Source organism: Pseudoduganella sp. R-31 (genome assembly GCF_049913235.1).
GTDB lineage: Bacteria > Pseudomonadota > Gammaproteobacteria > Burkholderiales > Burkholderiaceae_D > Rugamonas.
The window spans coordinates 2773252-2799500 of record NZ_CP183986.1; the positions used below are offsets into that span (position 1 = coordinate 2773252).

At 63.5% G+C, this 26249-nt stretch carries 22 protein-coding genes; 14 read left to right on the forward strand and 8 right to left on the reverse strand.

The window, feature by feature from the left end:
• The first annotated feature begins 24 nt into the window (after positions 1-24).
• Entirely contained in the window at positions 25-1230 is a 1206-nt protein-coding gene (locus tag ACN9MY_RS12740; protein WP_426337421.1) for a matrixin family metalloprotease, read from the forward strand.
• A gap of 44 nt (positions 1231-1274) precedes the next feature.
• On the opposite strand, the gene ppc is transcribed toward ACN9MY_RS12740, so the two are convergent.
• Positions 1275-4097, reverse strand: a complete 2823-nt coding sequence (gene ppc / locus ACN9MY_RS12745; protein WP_426322769.1) for a phosphoenolpyruvate carboxylase — start codon at positions 4095-4097, stop codon at positions 1275-1277.
• A gap of 166 nt (positions 4098-4263) precedes the next feature.
• Between ppc and hemC the strand changes: the two genes are divergently transcribed.
• The 6 genes from hemC to ACN9MY_RS12775 all read left to right on the forward strand — a co-directional run bounded on the left by hemC (position 4264) and on the right by ACN9MY_RS12775 (position 10761).
• A complete protein-coding gene (gene hemC / locus ACN9MY_RS12750) occupies positions 4264-5247 on the forward strand; it encodes a hydroxymethylbilane synthase (RefSeq protein ID WP_426172183.1) in 984 nt (327 codons plus the stop codon).
• A gap of 100 nt (positions 5248-5347) precedes the next feature.
• Complete coding sequence (locus ACN9MY_RS12755; protein ID WP_426171116.1) at positions 5348-6112, forward strand: uroporphyrinogen-III synthase; 765 nt, start codon at positions 5348-5350, stop codon at positions 6110-6112.
• Positions 6109-7287: a uroporphyrinogen-III C-methyltransferase gene (locus ACN9MY_RS12760; RefSeq protein ID WP_426171117.1), complete on the forward strand. Its 1179-nt coding sequence runs from the start codon at positions 6109-6111 to the stop codon at positions 7285-7287. The genes ACN9MY_RS12755 and ACN9MY_RS12760 overlap by 4 nt, the downstream gene beginning before the upstream one ends.
• Positions 7287-8483 carry a heme biosynthesis protein HemY gene (locus ACN9MY_RS12765; RefSeq protein ID WP_426322772.1) on the forward strand — a complete coding sequence of 399 codons (1197 nt, stop codon included), beginning with the start codon at positions 7287-7289 and terminating at the stop codon, positions 8481-8483. Before ACN9MY_RS12760 ends, ACN9MY_RS12765 begins: the two co-directional genes overlap by 1 nt.
• Positions 8484-8566: 83 nt before the next feature.
• The gene (ppa, locus tag ACN9MY_RS12770; protein WP_426171119.1) at positions 8567-9106 is read left to right on the forward strand and encodes an inorganic diphosphatase; all 540 of its coding nucleotides are present in this window, start codon (positions 8567-8569) and stop codon (positions 9104-9106) included.
• A 77-nt stretch (positions 9107-9183) separates the two neighbouring features.
• Complete coding sequence (locus tag ACN9MY_RS12775; protein WP_426337422.1) at positions 9184-10761, forward strand: FAD-dependent oxidoreductase; 1578 nt, start codon at positions 9184-9186, stop codon at positions 10759-10761.
• On the opposite strand, the gene ACN9MY_RS12780 is transcribed toward ACN9MY_RS12775, so the two are convergent.
• Positions 10758-11879: a GNAT family N-acetyltransferase gene (locus ACN9MY_RS12780; protein WP_426171122.1), complete on the reverse strand. Its 1122-nt coding sequence runs from the start codon at positions 11877-11879 to the stop codon at positions 10758-10760. The two genes, ACN9MY_RS12775 and ACN9MY_RS12780, sit on opposite strands and share 4 nt — an antisense overlap.
• Before the next feature lie 135 nt (positions 11880-12014).
• On the opposite strand from ACN9MY_RS12780, the gene ACN9MY_RS12785 reads away from it, so the two are divergent.
• Entirely contained in the window at positions 12015-14069 is a 2055-nt protein-coding gene (locus ACN9MY_RS12785; protein ID WP_426337423.1) for an NAD(+) synthase, read from the forward strand.
• Between the two features lie 21 nt (positions 14070-14090).
• A complete protein-coding gene (locus ACN9MY_RS12790) occupies positions 14091-14429 on the forward strand; it encodes a P-II family nitrogen regulator (RefSeq protein WP_028103924.1) in 339 nt (112 codons plus the stop codon).
• Here the strand turns inward: ACN9MY_RS12790 and ACN9MY_RS12795 are convergent, their stop codons facing one another.
• The 5 genes from ACN9MY_RS12795 to trxB form a co-directional block, all read right to left on the reverse strand.
• Complete coding sequence (locus ACN9MY_RS12795) at positions 14430-15635, reverse strand: GGDEF domain-containing protein (protein WP_426337424.1); 1206 nt, start codon at positions 15633-15635, stop codon at positions 14430-14432. It lies immediately after the preceding gene.
• Positions 15632-16858, reverse strand: coding sequence for a GGDEF domain-containing protein (locus ACN9MY_RS12800; protein ID WP_426337425.1), 1227 nt, complete (start codon positions 16856-16858; stop codon positions 15632-15634). The genes ACN9MY_RS12795 and ACN9MY_RS12800 overlap by 4 nt, the downstream gene beginning before the upstream one ends.
• A 96-nt stretch (positions 16859-16954) precedes the next feature.
• Complete coding sequence (locus ACN9MY_RS12805; protein ID WP_426171129.1) at positions 16955-17581, reverse strand: trimeric intracellular cation channel family protein; 627 nt, start codon at positions 17579-17581, stop codon at positions 16955-16957.
• A gap of 78 nt (positions 17582-17659) precedes the next feature.
• Positions 17660-18349, reverse strand: coding sequence for a Smr/MutS family protein (locus ACN9MY_RS12810; protein WP_426337426.1), 690 nt, complete (start codon positions 18347-18349; stop codon positions 17660-17662).
• Entirely contained in the window at positions 18346-19296 is a 951-nt protein-coding gene (gene trxB, locus ACN9MY_RS12815) for a thioredoxin-disulfide reductase (RefSeq protein ID WP_426171133.1), read from the reverse strand. Before trxB ends, ACN9MY_RS12810 begins: the two co-directional genes overlap by 4 nt.
• 179 nt (positions 19297-19475) lie before the next feature.
• Between trxB and ACN9MY_RS12820 the strand changes: the two genes are divergently transcribed.
• Genes ACN9MY_RS12820 through ACN9MY_RS12830 form a run of 3 tightly spaced genes read left to right on the forward strand, consistent with a single transcriptional unit; the run spans position 19476 to position 23812 of the window.
• Positions 19476-21872: a DNA translocase FtsK gene (locus ACN9MY_RS12820; protein ID WP_426171134.1), complete on the forward strand. Its 2397-nt coding sequence runs from the start codon at positions 19476-19478 to the stop codon at positions 21870-21872.
• 8 nt (positions 21873-21880) lie between these two features.
• A complete protein-coding gene (lolA, locus tag ACN9MY_RS12825) occupies positions 21881-22498 on the forward strand; it encodes an outer membrane lipoprotein chaperone LolA (RefSeq protein WP_426322788.1) in 618 nt (205 codons plus the stop codon).
• 3 nt (positions 22499-22501) lie between these two features.
• Positions 22502-23812, forward strand: a complete 1311-nt coding sequence (locus ACN9MY_RS12830; RefSeq protein ID WP_426322790.1) for a replication-associated recombination protein A — start codon at positions 22502-22504, stop codon at positions 23810-23812.
• Between the two features lie 9 nt (positions 23813-23821).
• Here the strand turns inward: ACN9MY_RS12830 and ACN9MY_RS12835 are convergent, their stop codons facing one another.
• On the reverse strand, positions 23822-25228 hold the full coding sequence (locus ACN9MY_RS12835) for an alkaline phosphatase D family protein (RefSeq protein ID WP_426322792.1): 1407 nt from the start codon (positions 25226-25228) through the stop codon (positions 23822-23824).
• Between the two features lie 134 nt (positions 25229-25362).
• Between ACN9MY_RS12835 and ACN9MY_RS12840 the strand changes: the two genes are divergently transcribed.
• Positions 25363-25941, forward strand: a complete 579-nt coding sequence (locus ACN9MY_RS12840) for a TetR/AcrR family transcriptional regulator (protein ID WP_426337427.1) — start codon at positions 25363-25365, stop codon at positions 25939-25941.
• A gap of 10 nt (positions 25942-25951) precedes the next feature.
• A complete protein-coding gene (locus ACN9MY_RS12845) occupies positions 25952-26242 on the forward strand; it encodes a YciI family protein (protein WP_426171141.1) in 291 nt (96 codons plus the stop codon).
• Positions 26243-26249 lie beyond the last annotated feature (7 nt).

A 26249-nucleotide genomic window follows, 5' to 3' on the forward strand; every position in this document is an offset into this window, starting at 1 on the left:
AGCCCATACCTACCGGAGGAAGACATGAAAGAAACAGCCAAGTTCAAGCTGACAGTACGCGACCTCGACATCGGCGAGCGGCATGAAGACGTGCCGCGCGTTCAGATGTTCCTGCGCCGTTTTGGCTACCTGAGCGAATCGGCCTCGACGGACGGCACGTTCGACGAAGCGACGCGGCAGGCCGTCAAGCGCTTCCAGGCCTACCACCGCCTGCACGACTCCGGCCTGCTGGACGACCCGACGGTGCACCAGATGGAGCGCCCGCGCTGCGGCAATCCCGATTTGCGTCCGCCAGGGTTGCAGTCGCGCTTCCTGTTAAAAGGATGCAGTTACTGGTCGCGGCGCCGCTCGCTCACCTTCGGGTTTGCCAACGCGACGCCGGACATCGCGGGGGACGGGGAAAGGGAAGCGGTTCGCAGTGCTTTCCGCACCTGGCAGCAGGTGGCGTGGGTGGATTTTGTGGAGGTGCCGATCGAAGCCAACCCAGACCTGCGCATCGAATGGCAGGCCGGCGACCATGGCGATGGCTCGGCCTTTGACGGCGTGGGACGGATATTGGCCCATGCCTTTTACCCGCCGCCTTGCGGCGGGGCGCATGCCGGCAAGTGTCATTTCGACGAGGCCGAAGCCTGGGCGCTGGGGGCCTTGTCCGGCATGATCGACCTGGAAACCGTGGCGTTGCACGAGATCGGGCACCTGCTTGGCCTGGACCACAGCGCCGATCCGTCCAGCGTCATGGCGCCCAGCTACCCTGGCGTCAGCCTGCGCACCCTGCAGCCGGATGATGTCGCCGGCATCGAGGCCCTGTACGGCAAGCGCGGCCCGGCTATGCGGGTGCGCGCGCACGTGGAGGGTTATGGCGACATGCTTGGCGTGGAAAACCAGTTCCTCGGCACGCGCGGGGAGTCGCGCCGGCTTGAAGGGATGCAGCTGGAAATCAGCAGTCCGGTGCCCGGCCTCAGCATCGAATACATGGGCCATGTGGAAGGGTATGGCGACACGCAGTTCCAGTCCGAAGGCAGTTACCTGGGAACGCGCGGCCAGGGGCGCCGGCTGGAAGGAATCGCCATCCGGCTGGCAGGTCCAGCCGCCGGCCAGTACACCGTGCGTTATATGGCACATATCGAAGGGCATGGCGACTCGGCGTTGCACAGCGATGGCCAGTTCCTCGGCACGCGCGGTGAAAGCCGGCGCCTGGAAGGGCTGCTGGTGAGGATCGAAAAACGCTGAGGGAAAGGGGCAGCCGCCGTGCCGGCTGCCCCGCTGCGATCAACTTAGCCTGTGTTGCGCAGGCCGGCGGCGACGCCGTTGATGGACAGGTGGATGCCGCGGTTGACGCGCGGATCGGCCCTGTCCTCTTCATTACCCAGCGCGCGGCGGCGCTTGATCAGCTCCACCTGCAGGTGGTTCAGCGGATCGAGGTAAGGGAAGCGGTTGGTGATGGAACGCGCCAGCAGCGGGTTGCCTGCCAGGCGGTCGCGGGTGCCGGTGATCGACTCCAGGCAGTCGAGGGTCTGGTGGTATTCCTCGGTGATGCGCTTGAAGATGCGTTCACGCAGCTCCTTGTCCGCCACCAGCTCGGCGTAGCGCGAGGCGATTGCCAGGTCGGTCTTGGCCAGCACCATGTCCATGTTCGACAGCAGGGTGGCGAAGAACGGCCAGTGCTGGAACATGTCGCGCAGTTGCGCCTTGCGTTGTTCCTCGTTGCCGGCGGCGATCCAGGCGCCGATGGCGGAGCCGAAACCGTACCAGCCCGGCAGCAGCAGGCGGCACTGGCCCCAGCTGAAGCCCCACGGGATGGCGCGCAAGTCTTCGATGCGGCGCGTCGATTTGCGGGAAGCCGGGCGCGAACCGAGGTTCAGTTCCGCGATTTCCGCAATCGGGGTGGCCGAGAAGAAGTAGTCGGTGAAGCCCGGGGTTTCGTACACCAGGTTGCGGTAAGCCTTGTAGGCCAGCTCGGAGATTTCCGCCATCGCGTTTTCGAATCCGGCCAGGCGCGGGCCGTGGCAGGCGTCGGCCGGCGGCGGCATCAGGCTCGCTTCCAGGGTCGAGCACACCAGCAGCTCCAGGTTGCGGCGGCCGATTTCGGCGTTGGAGAACTTGGAGGCGATGATCTCGCCCTGTTCGGTCAGGCGCAACTGGCCGTTGACGGTGCCTTTGGGCTGCGCCAGGATGGCCTCGTAGCTTGGACCGCCGCCGCGGCCGACAGTGCCGCCGCGGCCATGGAACAGGCGCAGCTTGACGCCGGCCTTGGCGAAGATTTCCACCAGCGCCAGTTCCGCCTTGTACAGCTCCCAGTTGGACGTCATGAAGCCGCCGTCCTTGTTGGAGTCGGAGTAGCCCAGCATGACTTCCTGGATCTGTCCCTGCTTGGCGATCAGCTTTTGCACCATCGGCACGGCCATCAGCGCTTCCATGATGCCGGCGGCGCGCTGCAGGTCGGGGATGGTCTCGAACAGCGGGATCACCATCAGGTCCGAGGTGCGTTCGCCGTCGGCACCCTGGCGCAGCAGGCCGGTCTCCTGCTGCAGCACGAACACTTCCAGCAGGTCGGACACGGTCTCGGTGTGCGAGATGATGTAGTTGCGGATGGCGCGCTTGCCGTAGCGCTGGCGGATGTCGCGCGCGGTGCGCAGGATGGTCAGCTCGGAGCTGGTCTCGTCCGAATACTCGATGTAAGGCGAATACAGCAGGCGTGGTTGCGCTAACTCCGCCAGCAGCAGCTTGACCTTGGCATCCTCATCCAGCGACGGGTAGTCGGCCTGCACGCCGGCCTTGGCGAACAGCTCCGCCAGCACGCGTTCGTGGATGTCGGACGACTGGCGCATGTCCAGCGACGCCAGGTGGAAGCCGAAGATGTCGGCGGCGCGTTTCAGGGTGGTCAGGCGCGGGCGGGCCAGCACGGAACCGTGGTTGGCGTCCAGCGACTCGATCAGCACCTGCAGGTCGGCCGAGAAATCGGCCGGACACGGGTAGGGGGCGGCGTGGCCGACTTCCTTGCGCAGGATATTGGTCGCGCCCAGTGCGCGGGCGGTCGCTGCCAGTCGGGCGTACATGCCGATCAGGGCGCGGCGATAAGGCTCGTCGCTGCGGTGGTCGGACGTGTCGGTGGAGGCATCCGACAGTGCCTGCAGTGCGGGCGAGCAGCCGATCATCAGGGTCGACACCGACAGCTCGGCGCCCAGCGCGTGGGTTTCGTCGAGGTAGAAGTCGAGGATGGTGGTGGCCTGGCGCTCCAGCGCATGCTGCATGGTGCCGGCGTTGACGTTCGGGTTGCCGTCGCGGTCACCGCCGATCCAGCTGCCCATCTGGACGTAGGAACCGTCGATGGCGGCCGGCGCGGCCTGGCCGTAATGCTCGGCGATCTCGGATTCGATGTCGTCGTACAGGGCCGGCAGTTCGCGCAGGAAGGTAATGCGGTAGTAGGACAGGGCGTTGTCGATTTCATCGGCCACGGTCAGCTTGGAGTAGCGCAGCATGCGGGTCTGCCACAGCGTCGCGATACGGGCGCGCAGCATGTGCAGGTTGGCGGTGCGCTCCTTCGGCGTCAGCGGCAGGTCGCGCTGGGCCAGCAGGCGGGCGATATCGTGTTCCGCGTCCAGGATGGACTTGCGCTGCACCTCGGTCGGGTGGGCGGTCAGGACGGGGCTGATCAGGGCTTCCTTGAAGAAGCTGGTGACGGTGTCCAGTTCGACGCCGGATTCTTTCAGCTTGTCGAGAGCAAAGCTGATGCTGCCTTTTTGCGGCGCCGAGCCGGCCAGCAAGTGGGCGCGGCGGCGGCGGATGTGGTGCTGGTCTTCCGCAATATTGGCAAGGTGGGAGAAGTAGGAGAAGGCGCGCACCACCGTGATGGTCTGTTCGCGTGTCAGGATTTTCAGCATGCCGTCCAGTTCCTTGGCGGCGCCGGCGTCGGCTTCACGGCGGAAGCGGACAGCGGTCTGGCGAATGGTTTCTACGACGGCGAATACTTCCTCTCCCTCCTGTTCCCGCAGGACGTCGCCCAACAGGCGGCCCAGCAGGCGGATGTCTTCTTTCAATGGCGCGTCTTTATCGGCGCTCTGGTTTGCTTCGTCTGTTGCACTTACTTGATTTGCCATAGTTAATCAGTCAAAAGATAAGAATGGTCGTGCAATAGGCTTGTGGCCCGCTCTCTGCATAGGGGCGCGCATGCTAGAATTTGTGGTCCCAATCATGCGCAATAAACTGGTGAACGCCGGTTTGGCGCTAGCAACAGCGAAAGAACTGGTCTTGAATACTCCTGAAATGGCCCAACAGCTCCCTTCCAAATTGGTGATCGCTTCGCGCGAGAGCCGCCTTGCCATGTGGCAGGCCGAACACGTCCGCGCTCGCTTGTCTCAATTATATCCGCAGTGCAGCATTGAGATCCTGGGCATGACAACCCGCGGCGACCAGATCCTCGATCGCGCCCTGTCCAAGGTGGGCGGCAAGGGGCTGTTCGTGAAGGAGCTGGAAGTGGCGATGGAAGAAGGCCGTGCCGACCTAGCCGTCCATTCGCTGAAGGATGTGCCGATGGAACTGCCGGAAGGCTTCGCGCTGGCGGCGGTGCTGGAGCGCGAAGATCCGCGCGACGCCTTCGTTTCGAACGACTATTCCTCGCTGGCCGAACTGCCTGCCGGCGCCATTGTCGGCACCAGCAGCCTGCGCCGCCAGGCCCTGATTTCGGCGCGTTACCCGCACCTGGTGATCAAGCCTTTGCGCGGCAACCTGGATACCCGCCTGGGCAAGCTCGATCGCGGCGATTACGCGGCCATCATCCTGGCCGCCGCCGGCCTGAAACGCCTCGGCCTGCCGCAGCGCATCAAATCGCTGCTGGCGCCGGAAGATTCGCTGCCGGCCGCAGGGCAGGGCGCGATGGCAATCGAAATCGCCGAGCGTAACGATGGCCTGGACCTGAAAGCCATCCTGGCGCCGCTGAACGACCTGCCGACCGCGCAGGCCGTGACGGCGGAACGCAAGGTGTCGAAAGTGTTCGGCGGCTCCTGCCAGGTACCGTTGGCAGCCTTCGCCACCGTTGATGGCGGCCAGATGCACCTGCGCGCCATGGTCGCTACGCCGGACGGCACCCGCGTCGCCCGCGCCGAGATCAATGGCGCCGCCGCCGATGCCGAATCGCTTGGCGCCCAGGTTGCGGAACAACTGCGCGCACAGGACGCCGAAGCCATCCTCGCCGTCTGCGCCGCCGAGCAAGCCGACGCCATGAACCCCAACGCCGCCCCATCGGTATAAAAGCGCCGCCCGGATGTCCGCCGATCCCGCGAGCCCAGCAAACCAGGGACAGCCCCTTGCCGGATGGCCGTCCCGTCTGACCCAGATTTACCGGGTTTAAATGCCACGCCCAGTCATACTCACCCGCCCGATAGCCCAGGCCGAGCCCCTGGCCAGCCGCATCCGCGCCCTCGGCCGCGAGGTCGAAGTGCTGCCGCTGCTGGAAATCAGCCCGCTGCCAGACCAAACGCCATTGCAGGACGCCCTGGCCAGCCTGGCGAGCTACCAGCTGGTGACCTTCGTGTCCCCGAACGCCATTGACGCGGCCTTCGCCCACATCCCCGCATGGCCGCCAGGCCTGCAAGCCGCAGTAGTGGGCGAGGCCAGCCGCCTGGCGCTGATCGCCCAAGGTGTCCCCGCCAGCCAGATCTCCAGCCCCGCCGACCCAGCCCACAGCGACACCGAGCACCTGCTGCAAGCCCTCGACCTGCCAGCCCTGCGCGGCGCCAGGGTCCTGATCGTGCGCGGCGAATCCGGCCGCGAACTGATGGCCGATTCCTTCCGCGCAGCCGGCGCCGAGGTCACCGTGCTGCCGGCCTACAGGCGCGCCGTGCCGCAGCTGACGCCAGCACTGGCCGGGCGATTGACAGAACTGGCCGCCACGCCAGCCGACTGGATCATCACCAGTTCCGAAGCCTTGCGCGGCCTTGTCGGGCTGCTAAAGGAATTAAACAAGTTGACAATCGTTGCATCTTTGCAACATCATCGCCTGATCGTCCCCCATCCCCGCATTGCCGAAACGGCAAGAGATTTGGGCTTCCCGAATGTGACTCTCACAGGATCAGGCGACGAACGGGTACTCGCCGCGTTACAATCACGTCCATGAACGATTTGCCTAACCAAACTGACAACTTGCCAACGACGCCAACTGCGCCGGCCGTCGACACTCCCAACACCGCCCAGGCTGCGCCCGCGACCCCGCCGGCACAGGAGCGCGATGCCTTGCGCCAGCCGCTGACCATTGCCGTAGTGGTGCTCGGTATCCTGCTGGCAGCGCAAGCCTTCTACTCGAAGAACCAGGTGTTCCGCCTGCGTGAAGAGATGGCGCGCCGCCTGCAGCAGGGCGACTCGCTGAATGGCCAGACCAGCCAGCTGGCGAAGAACGTCCAGGAGACGACCAAGGAAATCCAGCTCAAGGTAGGGGTGCTGGAAAACCGCCAGCAGGAAGCGCAGGCGCAGCAGCTCGCGCTGGAACAGCTTTACCAGGACATGTCGAAAAACCGCGACGAGTGGGCGCTGGCTGAAATCGAGCAAGTGCTGTCCACTGCCAGCCAGCAGCTGCAATTGGCCGGCAACGTGCCAGGCGCGCTGATCGCGCTGCAAAATGCCGACCGCAGCCTGTCCCGTTCCGACAAGCCGCAATTCATCACCATCCGCCGCGCCATCGCCAAGGACATCGAACGCCTGAAGGCGCTGCCGAACGTCGATAACGTCGGCCTGGCCGTGCGCCTGGATAACGTCATCGCCCAGGTCGACGGCCTGCCGATGCTGTCGGACGCCAAGCCAACGCCGCCGGCGCCTGCGGAGCGCAAGCCGCACACCCCAGCGCCGGCCAAGGCCAAAGGGAAGGGCGCAGCCGGCAAGGAAGCTGCTTCCGCACCGGCAGAAGATGAAGATAGCTGGGGCAACCGCCTGAAGACCGTGTGGCAGGACTGGAGCAGCGACATGTGGTCGGAAGTGTCGACCCTGATCCGCGTGCGCCGCGTCGAAACACCGGACGCCATCATGCTGGCGCCGGAAGAAGCCTATTTCCTGCGCGAGAACCTGAAACTGCGCCTGCTGAACGCGCGCATGGCCCTGCTGTCCCGTAACGAAGCCGCCTTCCGCGCCGACCTGCTGGCCGCGCAAGAAGTGCTGGCGCGCTACTTCGACACCAAGACCGCCCAGACCAAGACTGCGCAGCAGCTCCTGCGCCAACTGCAGGGCAGCAACCTGCAGATCGAAATGCCGACGCTGGCCGATAGCCTGAACGCGGTGCGCAACTACAAGGCGAAGCCATAATGCGTCTCTTTATCTGGCTCGTTGTAATGATGGCTGCGGCCATCGGTATCGCCGTGACGGCGCGCTTCAATCCCGGCAATGTGGTGCTGTTCTACCCGCCGTACCGCGTGGACCTGTCGCTCAACTTCTTCATGGTGCTGCTGGTTGCAGCTTTCCTGCTGGTGCATTTCCTGGTGCGCGCCTTCAACGCCACCGTCGACATGCCGCGCAAGGTGGCTGCCTACCGCCAGAACAAGCGTGAACGCGACGGCAACAAGGGCCTGCGCGACGCACTGAAAGCCCTGTTCGAAGGCCGCTTCGGCCATGCCGAAAAGGCCGCGCTGCGCGCTGCTGAATTGCCGGAAAACGCCGGCGTGGCTGCCCTGATCGGCGCCCGCGCCGCGCACCGCATGCGCCAGCAAGCCCGCCGCGACCAGTGGCTGGCCCGCATCGCCAGCGACAACGGCATGAAAACCGCGCGCCTGATGACCGTGACCGAACTGCTGGTCGACGACCACCAGCCGGAAGCGGCGCTGGAAGCCGTGCGCGAACTGAATGCCAGCGGCACCCGCCATATCCATGCCCTGCAATGGTCGCTGAAGGCCGAGCAGCAAGCCAAGAACTGGCCCGAAGTGCTGCGCCTGGTGCGCCTGCTGGACAAGCACAAGGCCCTGCATCCGGCCCTGTCGGCGCGCCTGCGCGAACTGGCATATGACGACCTGCTGTCCGATAACTCGCACGATGCGGAATCGCTGCAGCGCGTCTGGAGCACCATCCCGAACGCCGATCGCTTGAAGCCCTACGTCGCCTGCCGTGCAGCCACCGCCCTGAATGCGCGCGGCCTGCATGACGAAGCGCGCGTGGTGTGCGAAGAATCGCTGGCCGCCAACTGGGACGAGCGCGTGCTGCGCGCCTACCGCGACGCCGCGGCGCCGGTTGGTTCCGCTGCGCTGCTGGTGCAGATCGAACACTGCGAAGGCTGGGTGCGCGAGCGCCCCAACGATGCCGAGCTGGCGCTGACCCTCGGCTCCCTGTGCCTGAAGCAGAAACTGTGGGGCAAGGCCCAGCGCTACCTGGAGCAGGCCCTGTCCGATGCCTCCGAATCGCGCATGGTACGCGAGTCCCACCTCAAGCTGGCGCAGTTGCACGAAGCGCTGTCCCAGCCCGAAGAAGCGGCGAACCACTATCGCCAGTGCGCCTTGGCAACTATTTTGTGAGACTGCTGCGCCGCACAAGCGGCGCGCAGTTCGCTATAATTGCAAGGTTAGACTGTCCAAAAATGCATTAATCCGAGGAAAACATGAGCCTGAACAAAGTACCGGCCGGCAAAGACCTGCCGAACGATTTCAACGTGATTATCGAGATTCCGATGAACGCGGATCCGATCAAGTACGAAGTGGACAAGGAATCCGGCGCCATCTTTGTCGACCGTTTCATGGGCACCGCCATGCACTATCCGTGCAACTACGGCTACATCCCTAACACCCTGTCCAACGACGGCGACCCGGTCGACGTGCTGGTGATCACCCCGTTCCCGCTGATCCCTGGCGTGGTGGTACGTTGCCGCGCTATCGGCGTGCTGAAGATGACCGACGAATCCGGCGAAGACGCGAAAGTGCTGGCCGTTCCGGTCGACAAGATCCTGCCGATCTACAAGCACTGGCAGAAGCCTGAAGACCTGCAGGACCTGCGCCTGCAGCAGATCCAGCACTTCTTCGAGCACTACAAAGACCTGGAGCCAGGCAAGTGGGTCAAGGTTGAGGGCTGGTACGGTCCTGAAGAAGCCAAGAAGGAAATCATGCACGGCGTTGCACAAGCCGCCAAGCAGGAAGGCAAATAAGCCTGATCGAAGAAAGCGCCCCGCGGGGCGCTTTTTTTGTATAGTCGTTGCGTGCACCCTTGCAGGGAGGACGCAACATGGAAGGATCATTGTCGATCTGGGCGAAGACCGCCCCCGTCGCCGCGATGCCGGAACTGAGCGGCGAACTGCAGGCCGATGCCTGCATCATTGGAGGCGGCATTGCCGGCCTCACCACCGCCTACCTGTTGACGCTGGAAGGGCGGCGGGTGGTGCTGCTGGAAGCGCGGCAGCTCGGCAGCGGCGAAACCGGCCGCACCACCGCCCACCTGATGCCGCCGGACGAGTGGTATCACTGCATAGAGCAAAATTTCGGCTCAGTCAACGCGAGGCTGGTTGCCGCTGGCCAGATGGCGGCCATCGAACAGGTGGCGTCCATCGTGGGCAGCGAAGGACTGGACTGCGAATTCGAGCGGCTCGACGGCTACCTGTACTCCGCAACTGGCGACCCCAATGAAATCCGGCGCGAGTGCGAAGCTGCAACGCGCGCCGGCCTGGAGGCCGAGCTGCTGCCCCAGGTGCCTGGCCTGCCGTTTGAAAGCGGCAGCTGCGTGCGTTACGCCCGACTGGCGCAATTTCATCCGCTGAAATACCTGGACGGGCTTGCCGACTGCATCCGCCGCCGCGATGGACGCATTTTCTGCGGCAGCCGCGCCACCGGCATCGACCGGGTTGGCGACAAGCTGCACGTGAACACGGCCGGCGGGCGCGTGGTGGCAAACGCCGTGGTGGTGGCCACCAACACCCCGTTCAACAACCGCGTCGTATTGCATACCAAGCAGAATGGCTACCGTACCTACGTGATCGGGGTCGAGGTGCCGCGCGGGTCCTTGCCGCGCATGCTGCTATGGGACAGTGGCGACCCCTATTACTACGTCCGGCTGGAATCGGGCGGGGCCAGCCCGGGCCACGACGTGCTGATTGTCGGCGGCTGCGATCATAAGGTCGGGCAGGACGGCGACCCGCGCCACCGGCATGAGCAGCTCGAGGCATGGACGCGGCAGCACTTCCCGATGGCAGGCGCGGTAACCCTGCGCTGGTCCGGGGAAGTCATGGAGCCAGCAGACGGCTTGCCCTTCCTGGGCCGCAATCCGGCCGACGACAGCCAGGTGTACGTGATAAGCGGGGACTCGGGCACCGGCATGACCAACTGCACGCTTGGGGCGATGATCGTGCGCGACCTTGTGGCCGGGCGGGAAAATCCCTGGACCGAACTGTATGACCCGGCGCGCAAGCCTTTCCACGGCATGAAGGAATTCATGCAGGAGCAGGTGAATACGCTGGCGCAGTATGGCGGCTGGCTGCGCGGCGGCGACGTGGAGTCGGCGGTGGAAATTGCGCCGGGGCAGGGCGCCATCCTGAATCGCGGCGCCAGGAAACTGGCGGTCTATCGCGACGACGATGGCGGGCTGCATGCCATGTCGGCCGCCTGCACCCACCTGGGCTGTGCAGTGAGCTGGAACCCGGCCGAGAGGTCCTGGGATTGCCCTTGCCACGGTTCGCGCTTTTCAGCCGAGGGGGCGGTGCTGCACGGGCCGGCCAACACGGCGCTGGCGGCGGAAGAACTGGACGATGACGAAGCCGGCATCCAGCCTGTGCCCGGCCAGCACGGCAGCAGCCACCGCGCGCCGCGCTAGCGCCGGAAAGGCGTGTGCTCGTTCAGTTCATCGAGGTAGGCATCGATACCGCCTGCCTCGCGCTCCAGGAAGCGCTCCACCGCGTCGCTGAAAGCGGGGTGGGCCAGCCAGTGGGCAGAGTAGGTTTTCTGCGGCAGGAAGCCGCGCGCCATCTTGTGCTCGCCCTGCGCGCCGCCTTCGAAGGTCCTGATGCCGTTGGCGATGCAGAATTCGAGCGGCTGGTAGTAGGCGGTTTCGAAATGCAGGCAGGGGATGTGTTCCATCGCGCCCCAATAGCGGCCGTACAGCGTGTCGCCGGTGTGGACGAGCAGCGAGGATGCGAGCGGCTGGCCATCGCGCTCGGCGAGCACCAGCAGCAGGTTTTGCGGCATGGTACGGGCCAGGCGCAGCCAGAAATCCAGGTTCAGATAGGGCGAGGAGCGGTGCTCGGCGTAGGTGTTGCTGTAGCAGCGGTGGAAGAAGCGCCAGTCTTGCTCGGTCGTTTCGGCTCCGCGCAGCTGGCGCATGGCGATGCCGGCTTCCCTGACCTTGCGGCGCTCGGCGCGGATGTTCTTGCGTTTTTTGTGCTCCAGCGTATCCAGGAACTGGTCGAAGTGCTGGTAGTCCTGGTTCAGCCAGTGGAACTGCACGCCGGTGCGCAGCATGAAGCCCGCCTGGCGCAAGTGTTCCGCTTCCTCCTCCGTCGGGTAGAGGACGTGGGTAGAGGACATGCCGGCGGCGCCTTGTTGCTCGCAAAGGAAGGCCAGCAAGGCGCTTCGCGCCGCTGCGTTGCGCGCCATCAGGCGCGGGCCGGTAACGGGCGTAAACGGGATGGCGGAGAGCAGCTTCGGGTAATACTCGATGCCGTTGCGGTGGTAGGCGTCGGCCCAGGCCCAGTCAAAAACATACTCGCCGTAGGAGTGGGATTTGACGTAGAGCGGCATGGCAGCGGCCAGGCTGCCGCCCTGCCAGACGGCCAGGAATTGCGGCTGCCATCCCGTATCGGCGCACGCGCTGCCCGATTCATGCAGGGCATGCAGGAAGGCGTGCGACAGGAAGGGATTGCCCGCCGCCAGCCGATCCCATTCGGCTGGATCGACATCGGCAAGGGAAGAAAGGACGCTGGTACGGTATTCCATCGGGCCATTCTAGCCAATTACGGCCGAGCCCGTGTCACACCATGGGGTCACACCCCAAGTGTGACACGGGCTCGGCCGTACGCTGGGGCGGGGGCAATGTTAAAATCTTCGCCATCACCTTTGCCTTGCCGAGATATGCCGCATTTCTTCCATAATTTGTACAACCATGACTTTGCCCGTGTGGCGGTTGGCGTGCCGCGCTGCCGGGTGGCTGATCCGCAGTTCAATGCGGCGCAGACGATCGCCTTGGCGGAGGAGGCGGCGGCGAAGGGCGCGGTCCTCGTGGCTTTCCCGGAGCTGGGCCTGTCTGCCTACTCTTGCGATGATCTGTTCCACCAGCGCGCGTTGCTGGACGGGGCGCTGCAGGCGCTGGCTTCCGTGGTCGAGGCTTCGAGCCGCATTCCGACGGCGATGGTCGTGGGCGCGCCGCTGCGCATCGACCATCAGCTGTTCAATTGCGCGGTCGTGGTGTCGGGCGGCGTGATTCGCGGCGTGGTGCCGAAGTCCTATTTGCCGAATTACGGCGAATTCTACGAGGCGCGCCAGTTCAGCGCGGCCGATGAGGCGATTTCCACCGAAATCTCGCTGCTCGGCCAGCAGGTGCCTTTCGGAGCCAACCAGCTGTTCGAGCTTGAAAACCTGCCGCTGTTCAAATTCCATATCGAGATCTGCGAGGACGTCTGGGTCCCGATTCCGCCGTCGTCCTTTGCCGCATTGGCCGGGGCGACCGTGCTGGTCAACCTGTCCGCTTCCAATATCCTCGTCGGCAAGGCCGATTACCGCCGCCAGCTGGTCGGCCAGCAATCGGCGCGCTGCATTGCGGCTTACCTGTATTCTTCGGCAGGCCGCGGCGAGTCGACCACCGACCTGGCCTGGGATGGCCAGGCGCTGATCTGCGAGAACGGCGAAATGCTGGCCGAGTCCGAGCGCTTCGCCGAAGAATCGCACATCATCTTTGCCGACGTCGACCTGGAGCGCCTGTCGCGCGAACGCATGCGCACCACCACGTTCGGCCATTCGACCCGCCGCCATAAGGCCGAAGTGGCGCAGTTCCGCACCGCGCGCTTTCCGGTCGAGCTGCCGTCGCAGCGCGTGCTGCCGCTGGAGCGCAATGTGGCGCGCTTCCCTTACGTGCCGTCCAACCCGCAACTGCGCGACAAGCGTTGCAACGAGGTCTATCACATCCAGGTCAGCGCGCTGGTGCAGCGCCTGTCCTCGTCCGGCATCAGGAAGGTGGTGATCGGCGTGTCGGGCGGCCTGGATTCAACCCACGCGCTGCTGGTCTGTGCCAAGGCCATGGACCACCTCGGCCTGCCGCGCACCAATATCATCGCGGCCACGATGCCGGGCTTTGCCACCAGCAGCCGCACGCTGGACCAGGCGAGGGCGCTGATGCAGTTCGTCGGCTGCACTGCGATGGAAGTCGACATCAGGCCAAGCTGCATCCAGATGCTGAAGGACCTGGGCCACCCGTACAGCGAGGGCAAGGAACAATACGACATCACCTTCGAGAACGTGCAGGCCGGCGAACGCACCAACCACTTGTTCCGCATGGCGAACCACCATAACGGCATCGTGATCGGCACCGGCGACCTGAGCGAGCTGGCGCTGGGCTGGTGCACCTACGGCGTGGGCGACCATATGTCGCATTACAACGTGAATGCCAGCGTGCCCAAGACCCTGATCACCCACCTGGTGCGCTGGGTGGCCGAGAGCAAGCAGTTTGGCGACGTCAATTCAAGCGTGCTGCTGGCAGTGGTGAATACCGAAATCAGTCCGGAGCTGGTGCCTGGCAAGGCCGACGACGAAGCACCGGCGCAGATCACGCAGAACGTGATCGGCCCCTACGAGCTGCAGGACTTCAACCTGTACTACACGCTGCGCTTCGGTTTCTCGCCGGCCAAGGTAGCCTTCCTGGCTTACCACGCCTGGCGCGACCGCGACGCAGGGTTGTGGCCGGAAGACGAGCACGTGGTGCGCAACCAGTACGAATTGAAAGACATTAAACACAACCTGGGCATCTTCCTCAAGCGCTTCTTCCAGACCTCCCAGTTCAAGCGCACCTGCGTGCCGAACGCGCCGAAAGTCGGATCGGGCGGCTCGCTGTCGCCGCGCGGCGACTGGCGCGCGCCAAGCGACTCGGAGGCTGCAGCCTGGCTGGAAAACCTGAAGACCGTGCCTGACGCTTAAAACCACTATAAGGAGAACGCAATGAAGCAAATTACCGCCATCATCAAGCCATTCAAGCTGGACGAGGTACGCGAATCGCTGGCCGAAGTGAACGTGACCGGCCTGACCGTGACCGAGGTAAAAGGCTTTGGCCGCCAGAAGGGCCACACCGAGCTGTATCGCGGCGCGGAATACGTGGTCGATTTCCTGCCGAAGGTGAAAGTGGAAGTGGTGGTGGACGACAGCGTGGTCGATACCGCTGTCGATGCGATCATCAAGGCGGCCCGCACCGGCAAGATCGGCGACGGCAAGATCTTCGTGCAGAACATCGAGCAGGTGATACGCATCCGTACCGGCGAAACCGGCGCTGACGCGGTTTGATCAGGCCGCAGATCTAACGACCTGCACGCAATCGCGGCCTGCGTGCTTGGCCGCGTACAAAGCCTGGTCGGCACGCGCCAGCAGCGTGTCCGGCCCGCTGTCTCCCGCCTCCAGGCAGGCAATGCCGATGCTCAGCTTGAGCGGCACGGCCCGGCCCTCATGCATAAGCAGCAGCGCCCTGGTGCCGGTGAGCAGGCGCTCCGCCACGATCTGCGCTTCGCTGATTCCTGTCGATGGGAGCACGATTGCAAATTCCTCGCCGCCCAGGCGGGCCGCCAGGTCGCTGCGCCTGCAGGCGGTGGCGCAATGGTGTCCGATGGCGATGATCGCCTGGTCGCCGGTGGGGTGGCCAAAGCTGTCGTTGATTGCCTTGAAGTGATCGATGTCGATCATCAGCAGCGAGAGCTTGTGCCCATAGCGCCGCGAGCGTTCGATTTCCATTTCCGTGCGCGCCATGAACTGGCGCCGGTTGGCGATGCCGGTCAGGAAATCGGTGGTCGCGATCTCGTGCAGTTCACGGTTGCGGTCCTCGATCGTTTTTTCCAGTTGCAGGCTTTCCATTTCCAGCGCTGCGGCCAGGGCCTCGAGCGAAGCGCGTGCATTGTCGCTCTCGATGCGGAACTGGGCTGCGATAACGAGGATGGCCAGGGCCCCGCGCAACAGCTCGCCGGCAACGACGTCTCCGCCCTGGACGGCCAGGGCGGCAAACAGCTGCCATGCAGTGTCGATGCCAAACAGCGCGCACAGCATGGCGCGGCCATTGCGCGGCGCATGACGCGAAAGGAGCGCGATGGCTGCCAGCAGCAATGGAATGCGTATCGCCGCCGCGAGAACCAGGCGCGCGTGGTCGCTTGCATGGCCGGTCGAGGCGCAAAGGACGGCGGCCGCCAGCAGGAATGCGAGCCAAGGCTGGGGCTTGAGCAGGCATGGCGGCGGGGCAGGCATATAGCGCACGGCGCCGCGCAGCAGCAGCATGGCGTTGGCGGCGGCCAGCACATTGGGCAGCACCACCGTCAGCGCCACAGGCAAGTCGCCGCGCATGCCGGCCAGTATCCATGCCAGGCCCTGGCAGATCGCCGCCAGGCTCCAGTTGGACCCGGCGGAACGGCCATCGCGTACCGCGTGCAGGCCGATGAAGGCTATGCCGAGTGCCAGGCAGGCAATGCCGAGGGTCAGTTGGCAAGTTCCGATGTGCAGGGTATTCAAACTGCCTCCACCCGGTTGCGGCCGCCGTTCTTGGCGCGATACAGGGCAGCGTCGGCCCGAACCACCAGGCTGTCCATCGAGGCATCATGCGACTTGAGTGCGGCGATGCCGAAGCTGGCGGTCACCTGGTGCGGCACGCCGGACAGCGCGGGCGGGATGGCGCTGATGGCACGCCGCAGGCGCTCGGCCGCAAGCCGGGCCGCAATGGCGCTGGTTTCAGGCATCAGCAAGGCAAATTCTTCGCCGCCGAGGCGGCCGGGCAGGTCGACGTTGCGGGCATTGGACTGGCAGGCCTGGGCAATGACTTGCAGCAGCTTGTCGCCTGCCGCATGACCGAAGCGGTCGTTAATCTGCTTGAAGTGGTCGATATCGAGCAACAGCAGCGTGAGCGGCAGGTGGTAGCGGCGGGCCCGTTCGATTTCGTCGTTGCCGCGCTCCATGAAGTGACGGCGATTGGCGATGCCGGTCATGCTGTCGGTGGTCGCTTGCCGGGTCAGTTCCGCGGTGCGTTCGGCGACCACGGCCTTCAGTTTGTTGCGCTTGTCCTGCAGGCGGCCGGCGTGGGCCGCAAGCTCGTCGCGGATCTTTTCGCTCTCCAGCCGGAACTGGAAGGCGTTCACCAGCAGATGCAGGATGCCGCCCACCGAGACCATGACTGCAAACGAGGAGCCGCCGTCCAGAAAATTGTCGACGTGCTCGCCTGAAAGGAGGGCAGTGCCTAGACGCACCACGCTCCAGATGGTGGCCAGCGCCAGGATGTCGACCAGGTAGCGGGTGCCGGCCGGCAGGCCGGGCCGCCTGACCAGCATCAGCAAGGTCGCGCAGTAAAAGGCGGCGCGGCAGGCAGACACCAGCCCGATCCGGGCCTGCACGCTCGGCTGGCCGTAACTGAACCAGGCGAACGCTGCGGCGGCCGCACCGACGCACAGGGCGTAATAACGGTCGCTGTAGCGTGCGCCGACCAGCATTGCCGTGCCGCGATGAATGAACACCAGGCTGACGACGGACAAGGCGTTGTCGGCGACGGTTCCAATGTAGCCGGGGAGTGTGGCGGAATTGGCAACAAGCAGCGCTGCGACACCGCCGGCCAGGGCGGAAAGGGCCCACTGGCCGCCGGGCGTGCCCGCCAGGGAGCGGCCGTGCAAGCCCCGGAAGGCGCAGGCAATCAGGATCGACAGGAAGCCGACCAGGCTCGTTGCAGTAGCGACATCAAAGGTAAACACGGACAGGCAAGCGCATCAAGAAAGTTGCGCAATTGTATCAGTTGTTACTTGATGGTAAGTTTTAACTTTCCAATTGAAAGTCTGTTGGCGATAGCCCTACGGCCGGCTGATCTTCAGGTCAAAGCGCCAGGCCAGCAGGCGCATCACGGTGATCAGGCCGGCACTGGACCACAGGGCGACGTCGTCCGAAACCTGGGTATATTGCAGCGCGATATAGAACCAGCAGCCGAAGAAGGCGCAGATCGCGTACGGTTTTCCATCGCGGAAGACCATCGGCACCTCGTTACAGATGATGTCGCGCAGCACGCCGCCGAAAATGCCCGTTACCACGCCCATCATCACGGCGACGAAAATCGGCATGTCGGCCGCAAGCGCTTGGGCCACGCTGGCAACCGCGAACAGGCCGAGGCCCACCGCGTCGGCTATCACGATCAGCCGTTCGGAAACGATATGGCGGATATGCTTGACGAAAGGCGCCGCCACCAGTGCCACCACGAACAGCAGGATCGTATATTCCTGGTGCGCTACCCAGAACAGCGGACGCTTGTCGAGCAGGATGTCGCGTACGGTACCGCCGCCGAAGGCGGTAATGAAGGCGACGATGAACACGCCGACAATGTCCATGCGCTTGCGGCGCGCTTCGATGAAGCCGGAGAATGCCCCAACCAGGATTGCTACGACCTCAATGATGGTGATCAGGGAAACGGCGGGGACTATTTTCATGAGGCGCAGATTAGCATCCTGATAGCAGAACCTGCAAGCCACGCATGCCGTGGCGCCGCCGCGGCGAAAGGAGGCCGGTCAGCGCTGGGGCGCGAGGGCGGAGCGCAGCAGCACCATGATGGCGCCTTCGCCGCCTTCTTCGGCGCGGGCCTGGCAGAAGGCGATTACGCCGTCGGTCTGCACCAGCCAGGAGTGGACCATGGATTTCAGCACCGGCTCGCCGCCGCGCGAACCGAAGCCGCGGCCGTAGATCACGCACACGCAGCGGTAGTTGCGGCGTTTGGCCTTGAGGAGGAAATCGTCCACCGCCTGGCGCGCCTCGTCGCGGCGCTTGCCGTGCAGGTCCAGTTCATCCTGTACCGGCCAATGGCCCTTGCGCATCTTCTTCATCACGTCCGGGCCGATGCCGGGCGCGCTGTAGTTCAGCGAGGGATCTTCTTCCATGTAATGGTCGACGTCGAACATATCCGACAGCATCGACTCGCGCAGCACGGCTGCGTCGTCCGCCGCCTGCTCCTCGGCCGTCTGCTGCTTGCGCGGGCCGGATGGGGCAGGGCGGCCCGCCGCGGCCGGGCCCTTGGCGGGCGGCGGCACGTAGCGGTCGGACGGCTTCATCTTCTGCACGCCGGCCATGGAGGACTGGAACACGTTGGCAGCGGCGGCCGCGGCCTTTTCCTGCCTGGCGCGCTCCTTCTGCTCGGCCGCGCGCTGCTCTTCCTGCTCCTTGAGCTGCTTGCCCAGTCCCTTCAGGTCGGCGAAGCTTTTCACTCTTGCGCTTCCAGGTAGCGTTGCGCGTCCAGCGCGGCCATGCAGCCGGTGCCGGCGGAAGTGATGGCCTGGCGGTAGATGTGGTCTTGCACGTCGCCGGCTGCAAATACGCCTGGCACGGAGGTGGCGGTGGCCATGCCTTCGGTGCCGGTGCGGGTCTTGATATAGCCATCCTTCATTTCCAGCTGGCCTTCGAAAATGCCGGTGTTCGGCTTGTGGCCGATGGCGATGAACAGGCCGTGCACTGCCACGTCGGACAAGCCGCCGTCATTGTGCTTGATGGTGATGGCGTTGACGCCGGACTGGTCGCCCTTCACTTCGTGCAGGGTGGAGTTCAGCTTCAGCTCGATCTTGCCTTCGGCGACCTTGGCCATCAGGCGGTCCACCAGGATAGGCTCGGCGCGGAACTTCTCGCGGCGGTGCACCAGGGTGACCTTGGTGGCGATGTTCGACAGGTACAGGGCTTCTTCAACGGCGGTATTGCCGCCGCCAACCACGGCCACTTCCTGGCCGCGGTAGAAGAAACCGTCGCAGGTGGCGCAGGCGGACACGCCGCGGCCCATGAATTCCTGCTCGGTCGGCAGGCCCAGGTACTGGGCCGAGGCGCCGGTGGCGATGATCAGGGTGTCGCAGGTGTAGGTGTTGCTGTCGCCCACCAGGCGGATCGGCTTTTCGTTCAGGTGGGTGGTGTGGATGTGGTCAAACACGATTTCGGTCTTGAAGCGCTCGGCGTGCTGCAGGAAGCGCTGCATCAGGTCCGGACCCTGGACGCCCATCGGGTCGGCCGGCCAGTTTTCCACGTCGGTGGTGGTCATCAGCTGGCCGCCTTGCTCGACGCCGGTCACCAGCATCGGATTCAGGTTGGCGCGCGCGGCGTAAATCGCGGCGCTGTAGCCTGCTGGACCGGAGCCGAGAATCAGGACTTTGGCGTGTTTGGTAGTAGTCATATGCGGATTCTTTACCTAGTTGGAGTGTCTGGTATATGGGTGCGGACAGGAATGCGACAAGTCCGGCCCCAAGCAAACCGAAATTATATGCGAAGCGTGCATTTCACATGTACCGTGGGGCCGTTTTACCTTGATATGCCTTAGAATAAGCGCAATTATGGAATTTTTGCCTCCAAGCAATGAGTAAGAAGAGTCAAAAGAGCCAGGAGACTTCTTCTGGTTACACTCGCAATGTCACCGAACGCCAGCCCTTACCCAATCGGCTGGTGCGACTGCTGTCGGAGGCCCGCTTTTTCGCGCTGTTTGTCGTCTGCGTTTATTTCATCCTGATCCTGGCCAGCTACAACCGGCTGGATCCGGGCTGGTCGCACAATAATGTGGTGCCCACGGTGTTCAACCTGGGCGGGCGCGGCGGCGCCTGGCTGTCCGATTTGATGCTGTTCATCTTCGGCTTCTCAGCCTGGTGGTGGTGCGTCTACATGCTGCGCGTGGTGTGGCAGGGCTATCGCCGCCTGACCCGTAAGTTCGTGCTGGAGAAGGACGAAGATCCTGAACACAAGCAGGAAGGCCTGATCCGCGTGATCGGTTTCGGCCTGATGCTGGTGGGTTCGATGGGCCTGGAGTTCCTGCGCCTCTACACGCTGAAAGTGCAGTTGCCGCGCGCTCCGGGCGGCGTGCTGGGTGAACTGATCGGACACGGCGCGCACGTGGGCCTGGGCTTTACCGGCGCCACGCTGCTGTTGCTGCTGTTGTTCGGCACCGGTTTCAGCCTGTTCTTCCACGTATCGTGGATGTCGGTGGCCGAGAAGATCGGTGAAGTCATCGAGATGGGCATCGACTGGGTCCGCGCCCGCATGGAAGACCGCGAGGATCGCCGCCAGGGCGACGTGGCCGTGGTCAAGCGCGAAGAAAAAGTGGTCAAGGAACGCGTCAAGCACGAGGAGAAGCATCCGAAGCCGGCCGACTTGCCCCCGGATGCGCCGCCGGCGCCTATCGTCAAGATCGAGCCGCAGATCACCCAGGTGGTGCAGTCCGAGCGCGTGATCAAGGAAAAGCAGGGCACCCTGTTCCAGGAAATCGAGAACACCACGCTGCCGCCGTTGTCGCTGCTGGACGATGCGCCGCCGCAGCAGGAAACCGTGGCCGTGGAAACGCTGGAATTCACCAGCCGCCTGATCGAGAAAAAACTGTCCGACTTTGGCGTGGAAGCCAAGGTGGTAGCCGCCTATCCGGGTCCGGTCGTGACCCGCTACGAAATCGAGCCTGCCACCGGCGTGAAGGGCAGCCAGATCGTCAACCTGGCGCGCGACCTGGCGCGTTCGCTGTCCCTGACCTCGATCCGCGTGGTGGAAACCATCCCGGGCAAGAACTACATGGCGCTGGAGCTGCCGAATCCCAAGCGCCAGATCGTGCGCCTGACCGAGATCCTCGGCTCCAAGGTCTATAACGACAACCATTCGCCGCTGACCGTGGCGCTGGGCAAGGATATCGCCGGCAAGCCGGTGGTGGCCGACCTGGCCAAGATGCCGCACCTGCTGGTGGCCGGTACCACCGGTTCCGGCAAGTCGGTGGGCATCAACGCCACCATCCTGTCGCTCTTGTACAAGGCCGACCCGCACGACGTGCGCATGATCCTGATCGACCCGAAGATGCTGGAAATGTCGGTGTACGAAGGCATTCCGCACCTGCTGGCGCCGGTGGTGACAGATATGCGCCAGGCCGGCCACGCCCTGAACTGGGCGGTGAACGAGATGGAGCGCCGCTACAAGCTGATGTCGAAGCTGGGCGTGCGTAACCTGGCCGGCTACAATGCCAAGATTGCCGAGGCCGAGAAACGCGAAGAGAAGATCCCGAATCCGTTCTCGATCACGCCGGACGCGCCGGAACCGCTGGAAAAACTGCCAACCATCGTCATCATCATCGACGAGCTGGCCGACCTGATGATGGTGGTTGGCAAGAAGGTGGAAGAGCTGATCGCCCGCATCGCGCAGAAAGCGCGTGCGGCAGGCCTGCACTTGATTCTGGCAACCCAGCGCCCATCTGTAGACGTGATCACGGGCCTGATCAAGGCCAATATCCCGACGCGCATTGCGTTCCAGGTATCGTCCAAGATCGACTCGCGCACCATTCTGGACCAGATGGGCGCCGAAACCCTGCTGGGCATGGGCGACATGCTGTACATGCCGCCGGGTACCGGCTTGCCGATCCGCGTGCACGGCGCCTTCGTGTCGGACGATGAAGTGCACCGCGTCGTGAAGCATCTGAAAGCCCAGGGCGAGCCGAATTACATCGAGGGTATCCTGGAAGGCGGCACGCTGGAAGAAGGCGGCGGCGACGGCGCCGCGGCCGGTGCTGGCGGCGGCGGAGACAGCGAGGCCGATCCGATGTACGACCAGGCCGTGCAAGTCGTGCTGAAGCACCGCAAGGCATCGATCTCGCTGGTGCAGCGCCACCTGCGCATCGGCTACAACCGGGCGGCACGCCTGTTGGAACAGATGGAAAACAGCGGCGTTGTATCGGCCATGCAGTCGAACGGCAACCGCGAAATCATCGCACCTACCGCATCGGCGGAATAAGGATTCTTATGAAGTACACCAAGTTGATGGCGGCCCTGGCCGCCGGCCTGCTGTTCGCAGGTTCCGCCAGCGCTGCGGCGCTGGACCAGTTCAAGTCTTTCGTTGCCAGCACCAAGGCAGCCAGGGGCGAATTCACGCAAAAGGTCGTGGCGCAGGGCAGCAAGGACAAGCTGTCCTCCGGCAGCTTCACCTTTGCCCGCCCGGGCAAGTTCATCTGGACCTACACCAAGCCTTACGACCAGGTGCTGCAGGCCGACGGCGAGCAGCTGTATATTTTCGACAAGGACCTGAACCAGGTTACCGTGCGCAAGCTGGGCGACGCTTTGGGTTCCTCGCCAGCCGCCATCCTGTTCGGCTCCAACGACCTGGAAAAGAACTTTGCCCTGGCCGAGGCGGGTTCGCGCGATGGACTCGAATGGCTGAAAGCCACGCCCAAAGCCAAGGATGCCAGCTTCGAGCAGATCCAGATCGGCCTGAAAAACGGCGTGCCGGAAGCGATGGAACTGAAAGACAGCTTCGGCCAGACTTCCATCCTGTCGTTCAAGAAGTTTGAAAAAAATCCAGCGCTGAATGCAACGTCCTTTAAATTTGTCATGCCCAAGGGCGCGGACGTCATCAACAATTAAGGCATGATGACGCAAGACCTGTTCGCCCCGGAACCCACCCCGCCGCTGGCCGAAGCGCTGCGCCCGCATACCGTTGCGGACGTGATCGGCCAGAGCCATTTGCTGGGCGAGGGCAAGCCTTTGAACCTGCTGTTCAAGTCCGGCAAGCCGCATTCGATGATCCTGTGGGGGCCGCCGGGCGTGGGCAAGACCACGCTGGCGCGCTTGTCGGCGCGCGCCTTCGACTGCGAGTTCATCGCCATTTCGGCCGTGCTGGGCGGGGTCAAGGACATCCGCGCCGCCATCGAACAGGCGGAGCAATTCGTCGCCAATGGCAAGCAGACCATCCTGTTCATCGACGAAATCCACCGCTTCAACAAGGCGCAGCAGGATGCGCTGCTGCCGTATGTCGAATCCGGCCTGGTCACCCTGATCGGCGCCACCACCGAAAACCCCTCGTTCGAAGTCAACTCCGCACTGCTGTCGCGCGCCCAGGTCTATGTACTGAAGGCGCTGACCGAAGAAGAGATGCGCCAGCTGCTGGCCCGCGCCCGCGAACGCTCCATGCCGGACCTGGACTTCGACGAGCTGGCGATCGATACCCTGATCGGCTACGCCGACGGCGATGCGCGCCGCTTCCTGAACCTGCTGGAGCAGACCAAGACCGCTGCCGCCACCGCGCGCACCAGCAAGGTCACCGGCGAATTCGTGCAAAACGCGCTGACCTTGAATGCGCGCCGCTTCGACAAGGGCGGCGACAATTTCTACGACCAGATATCGGCCCTGCACAAGTCTGTGCGCGGCTCAAACCCGGACGGCGCCTTGTACTGGTTCTGCCGCATGATCGACGGCGGGGCCGATCCGCGCTACCTGGCGCGCCGCATCGTGCGCATGGCGTGGGAAGACATCGGCCTGGCTGACCCGCGCGCCCTGACCATGGTCAACGACGCCGCCGAAACCTATGAGCGGCTCGGCTCTCCGGAAGGGGAACTGGCGCTGGCGCAGGCCGTGATTTACCTGGCGGTTGCGGCCAAGAGCAATGCCGGCTACAACGCCTATAACGCCGCCATGGCCTTCGTGCGCCGCGACAAATCGCGCGAAGTGCCGGTCCACCTGCGCAATGCGCCGACCAAGTTGATGAAGGAGCTGGGCTACGGCCACGAATACCGCTACGCCCACGACGAGCCGGACGCCTATGCCGCCGGCGAAACCTACCTGCCGGATGGCATGGCGGAACCGGGCTGGTACCAGCCGGTTCCACGCGGCCTGGAATCCAAGATTGCCGACAAGCTGGCCTTCCTGCGGAAACTGGACGAAGAAGCCCGCAAGGGTTAAGTGGCCGGTCTAGAGCGCAAGGGTGATGGTTTTACCTAGTTTGTCGCCTTTGCGGCCGAAGTAAGTGATGTTGACGGTGCCCGGCGATGCCTCCATGCGCGCGAAGTTGTCGTCCGAATAAACCGGCGAGGTTCGCTTGATCTGGTAGTTGCCAGGTCCTGCGGTCTGGAATCCAGAAAAGTCGAACTGGTTTTCTTCCATGTGCGGGTAAGGCCAGTAGAACGAGGAAGAGACAATCTGGCTTATCTTCAATGTGGGCGACAGCTGTAGCTGGCAGGTAAAAGAACAGTGAACGTCGCCAGAGACGAAAGCTACCCGGCGTATGCTGTTCTTCTCGATGTGCTGCAAGATGCGGTCCCGGTCCGGTACGAAACCATCCCATTTGTCGTTCCTGTCCGATTTCATGTCGGGGATAAAAGGCACCGACGTGACAATGAACTTGTTGCGGCCCGACCCGTCGGAAAGCCAGTCAAGAAGCGCCTTCATCTGCTCATCCTTGATCATTCGGCGATTTGCCGTCGGTGTCGGGATTCGCTCAGTACGAACATCCATCACGAACCAATCGACGCAACCGTCCTGGAAGGTGTACCAGAAGTGTGTTGGCGTACCTTCTATGCGCCCTTCAGCATTGGATTCGAACAGCGGGCTATGGCTGCACTGGTATATCTGGTAAGCGTGGATGGCGTGCGGATAAAGGTTGATCCGGTCACTGGGCGAGGCATTGCTTGGCCAGTTGTTTTCGATTTCATGATCGTCCAGAATCATGTAGGTTGGTACACGCGACATCAGTTCACGAATCGAGTCCTGTGAAAATGCGGTCCGGTACCGGTCCAGGAAATCGTCGATTGCGCTTGCTGGATCGAGGAAACTCTTATCGTCGGCGTAAATCTGGTCACCTATCATCAACAAGGCATCGACAGGTTGAGGCTGTTTGGCGTCGTCAATCTGCGACAGAATGCTTCTGAAACATTTGTCGCCCCGGCTGTCAAAGATGGCGCCCCCGAACAGGCGCAACACGTAACGGCAAGACCCGACGATATATGACCGCGCGTGGTTGGCGGCTTGGCTTCCGCTATTGAAGACGCGGGCATCGGGCCATTGGAAGAGAGCGCCATCCATGCGGGCCACATCGGTCAGTTCACTCTCGGCAAAGAACCATCCTGCCTGGTATTCATACGGCGTATTCCGCGCCAGGCCCTTCAGCGCAAATACGCCGGTCATGTCGAAATGTGGCTCGAGTTTGTTGAAAATCGGGTCGGACCATTGCTTGGCTCCCGGCTTGCGATAGCGCACCGCACCGAAGCAACGCCGTGGCTGGCCATTGTCCAGTTTCAAGTCTCCGCGTAACCAGATGCGTGACTCGGCTTCGCTGGTATAGCCCACGATAGGGCCAACTGTCGGCTGCGAAAGTTGCATTTCAACTCCTTTCGTGGCGGGCGTAGGAAAAATCCTACGTCATTATTGGCCTAAAAAAGAGGCAATATTCTCACGGATCGTAACGATGGCTTAAATTCTTGACATCGTAGGACGACTGTCCTACTCTTGTCGGCATGAACAAGCAGGCAATCAGCACCCGCGAACGCATTGTCGAAACGGCCGACCGGCTGTTCTATGAGCGCGGCTACGGCCACACCAGCTTCGCCGACATCGCGGCGGCGGTCGAGCTCTCACGCGGCAATTTCTACTATCACTTCAAGACGAAGGACGAGATCCTGGCGGCCGTGATCGAATTGCGCCGGCAGAAGACGCAAGCCATGCTCGATGCCTGGGCCGCGGACTCCACGCAGCCGGCGGCGCGCATCGGCCGCTTCATCGACATGATGGCGATGAACGCGCCATCGATCCGCCGCAATGGCTGCCCGGTCGGCACGCTGTGCACCGAACTGGCCAAGCTTGAACATCCTGCGCTGCCCCAGGCGAATATCCTGTTCACGCTATTTCGCGAATGGCTGCGCGCGCAATTCGCGCAGCTGGGCAGGAAGGCTGCGGCCGATGCCGATGGCCTGGCCATGCACCTGCTGGCACGCAGCCAGGGCATTGCCACGCTCGCCAACGCCTTCGACGACGGAGCATTTATCCAGCACGAGGTTTCGCAACTACACAAATGGCTGCACGCCATTTCCAACTAAAGGAGGAATCATGTTTGTTGTATCGCTCAAACTGACCGGCAGCCGCGAACAGGCCGCGCATTGGATGGCCGCACACAAGGATTGGTTGCAGGCGGGTTTTGACGATGGCGTATTCCTCGCGGCGGGCAACCTGCTGGGGCAGGCGGGCGGCGGCATCCTGGTGCATGGGCTGGAAGAGGGCGCCGTGCGTGAGCGGCTGGCGCTAGACCCGTTCGTTGCAAACGGGCTGGTGGAGGTGGAACTGACCGGCTTCACACCTGCCAAGACAGATTCCCGGCTGCAATTCCTATTGCCTTCATAAGCGGAAC

Coding starts and splice junctions, on each gene's coding strand:
- ACN9MY_RS12780 (WP_426171122.1), bottom strand. CDS start 11,879: ATGGAATACCGTACCAGCGTCCTTTCTTCCCTTGCCGATGTCGATCCA.
- hemC (WP_426172183.1), top strand. CDS start 4,264: ATGGCCCAACAGCTCCCTTCCAAATTGGTGATCGCTTCGCGCGAGAGC.
- ACN9MY_RS12820 (WP_426171134.1), top strand. CDS start 19,476: ATGAGTAAGAAGAGTCAAAAGAGCCAGGAGACTTCTTCTGGTTACACT.
- ACN9MY_RS12835 (WP_426322792.1), bottom strand. CDS start 25,228: ATGCAACTTTCGCAGCCGACAGTTGGCCCTATCGTGGGCTATACCAGC.
- ACN9MY_RS12785 (WP_426337423.1), top strand. CDS start 12,015: ATGCCGCATTTCTTCCATAATTTGTACAACCATGACTTTGCCCGTGTG.
- ACN9MY_RS12830 (WP_426322790.1), top strand. CDS start 22,502: ATGATGACGCAAGACCTGTTCGCCCCGGAACCCACCCCGCCGCTGGCC.
- ACN9MY_RS12775 (WP_426337422.1), top strand. CDS start 9,184: ATGGAAGGATCATTGTCGATCTGGGCGAAGACCGCCCCCGTCGCCGCG.
- trxB (WP_426171133.1), bottom strand. CDS start 19,296: ATGACTACTACCAAACACGCCAAAGTCCTGATTCTCGGCTCCGGTCCA.
- ACN9MY_RS12760 (WP_426171117.1), top strand. CDS start 6,109: ATGAACGATTTGCCTAACCAAACTGACAACTTGCCAACGACGCCAACT.
- ACN9MY_RS12790 (WP_028103924.1), top strand. CDS start 14,091: ATGAAGCAAATTACCGCCATCATCAAGCCATTCAAGCTGGACGAGGTA.
- ACN9MY_RS12740 (WP_426337421.1), top strand. CDS start 25: ATGAAAGAAACAGCCAAGTTCAAGCTGACAGTACGCGACCTCGACATC.
- ppa (WP_426171119.1), top strand. CDS start 8,567: ATGAGCCTGAACAAAGTACCGGCCGGCAAAGACCTGCCGAACGATTTC.
- ACN9MY_RS12845 (WP_426171141.1), top strand. CDS start 25,952: ATGTTTGTTGTATCGCTCAAACTGACCGGCAGCCGCGAACAGGCCGCG.
- ACN9MY_RS12755 (WP_426171116.1), top strand. CDS start 5,348: ATGCCACGCCCAGTCATACTCACCCGCCCGATAGCCCAGGCCGAGCCC.
- ACN9MY_RS12805 (WP_426171129.1), bottom strand. CDS start 17,581: ATGAAAATAGTCCCCGCCGTTTCCCTGATCACCATCATTGAGGTCGTA.
- ppc (WP_426322769.1), bottom strand. CDS start 4,097: ATGGCAAATCAAGTAAGTGCAACAGACGAAGCAAACCAGAGCGCCGAT.
- ACN9MY_RS12840 (WP_426337427.1), top strand. CDS start 25,363: ATGAACAAGCAGGCAATCAGCACCCGCGAACGCATTGTCGAAACGGCC.
- ACN9MY_RS12765 (WP_426322772.1), top strand. CDS start 7,287: ATGCGTCTCTTTATCTGGCTCGTTGTAATGATGGCTGCGGCCATCGGT.
- lolA (WP_426322788.1), top strand. CDS start 21,881: ATGAAGTACACCAAGTTGATGGCGGCCCTGGCCGCCGGCCTGCTGTTC.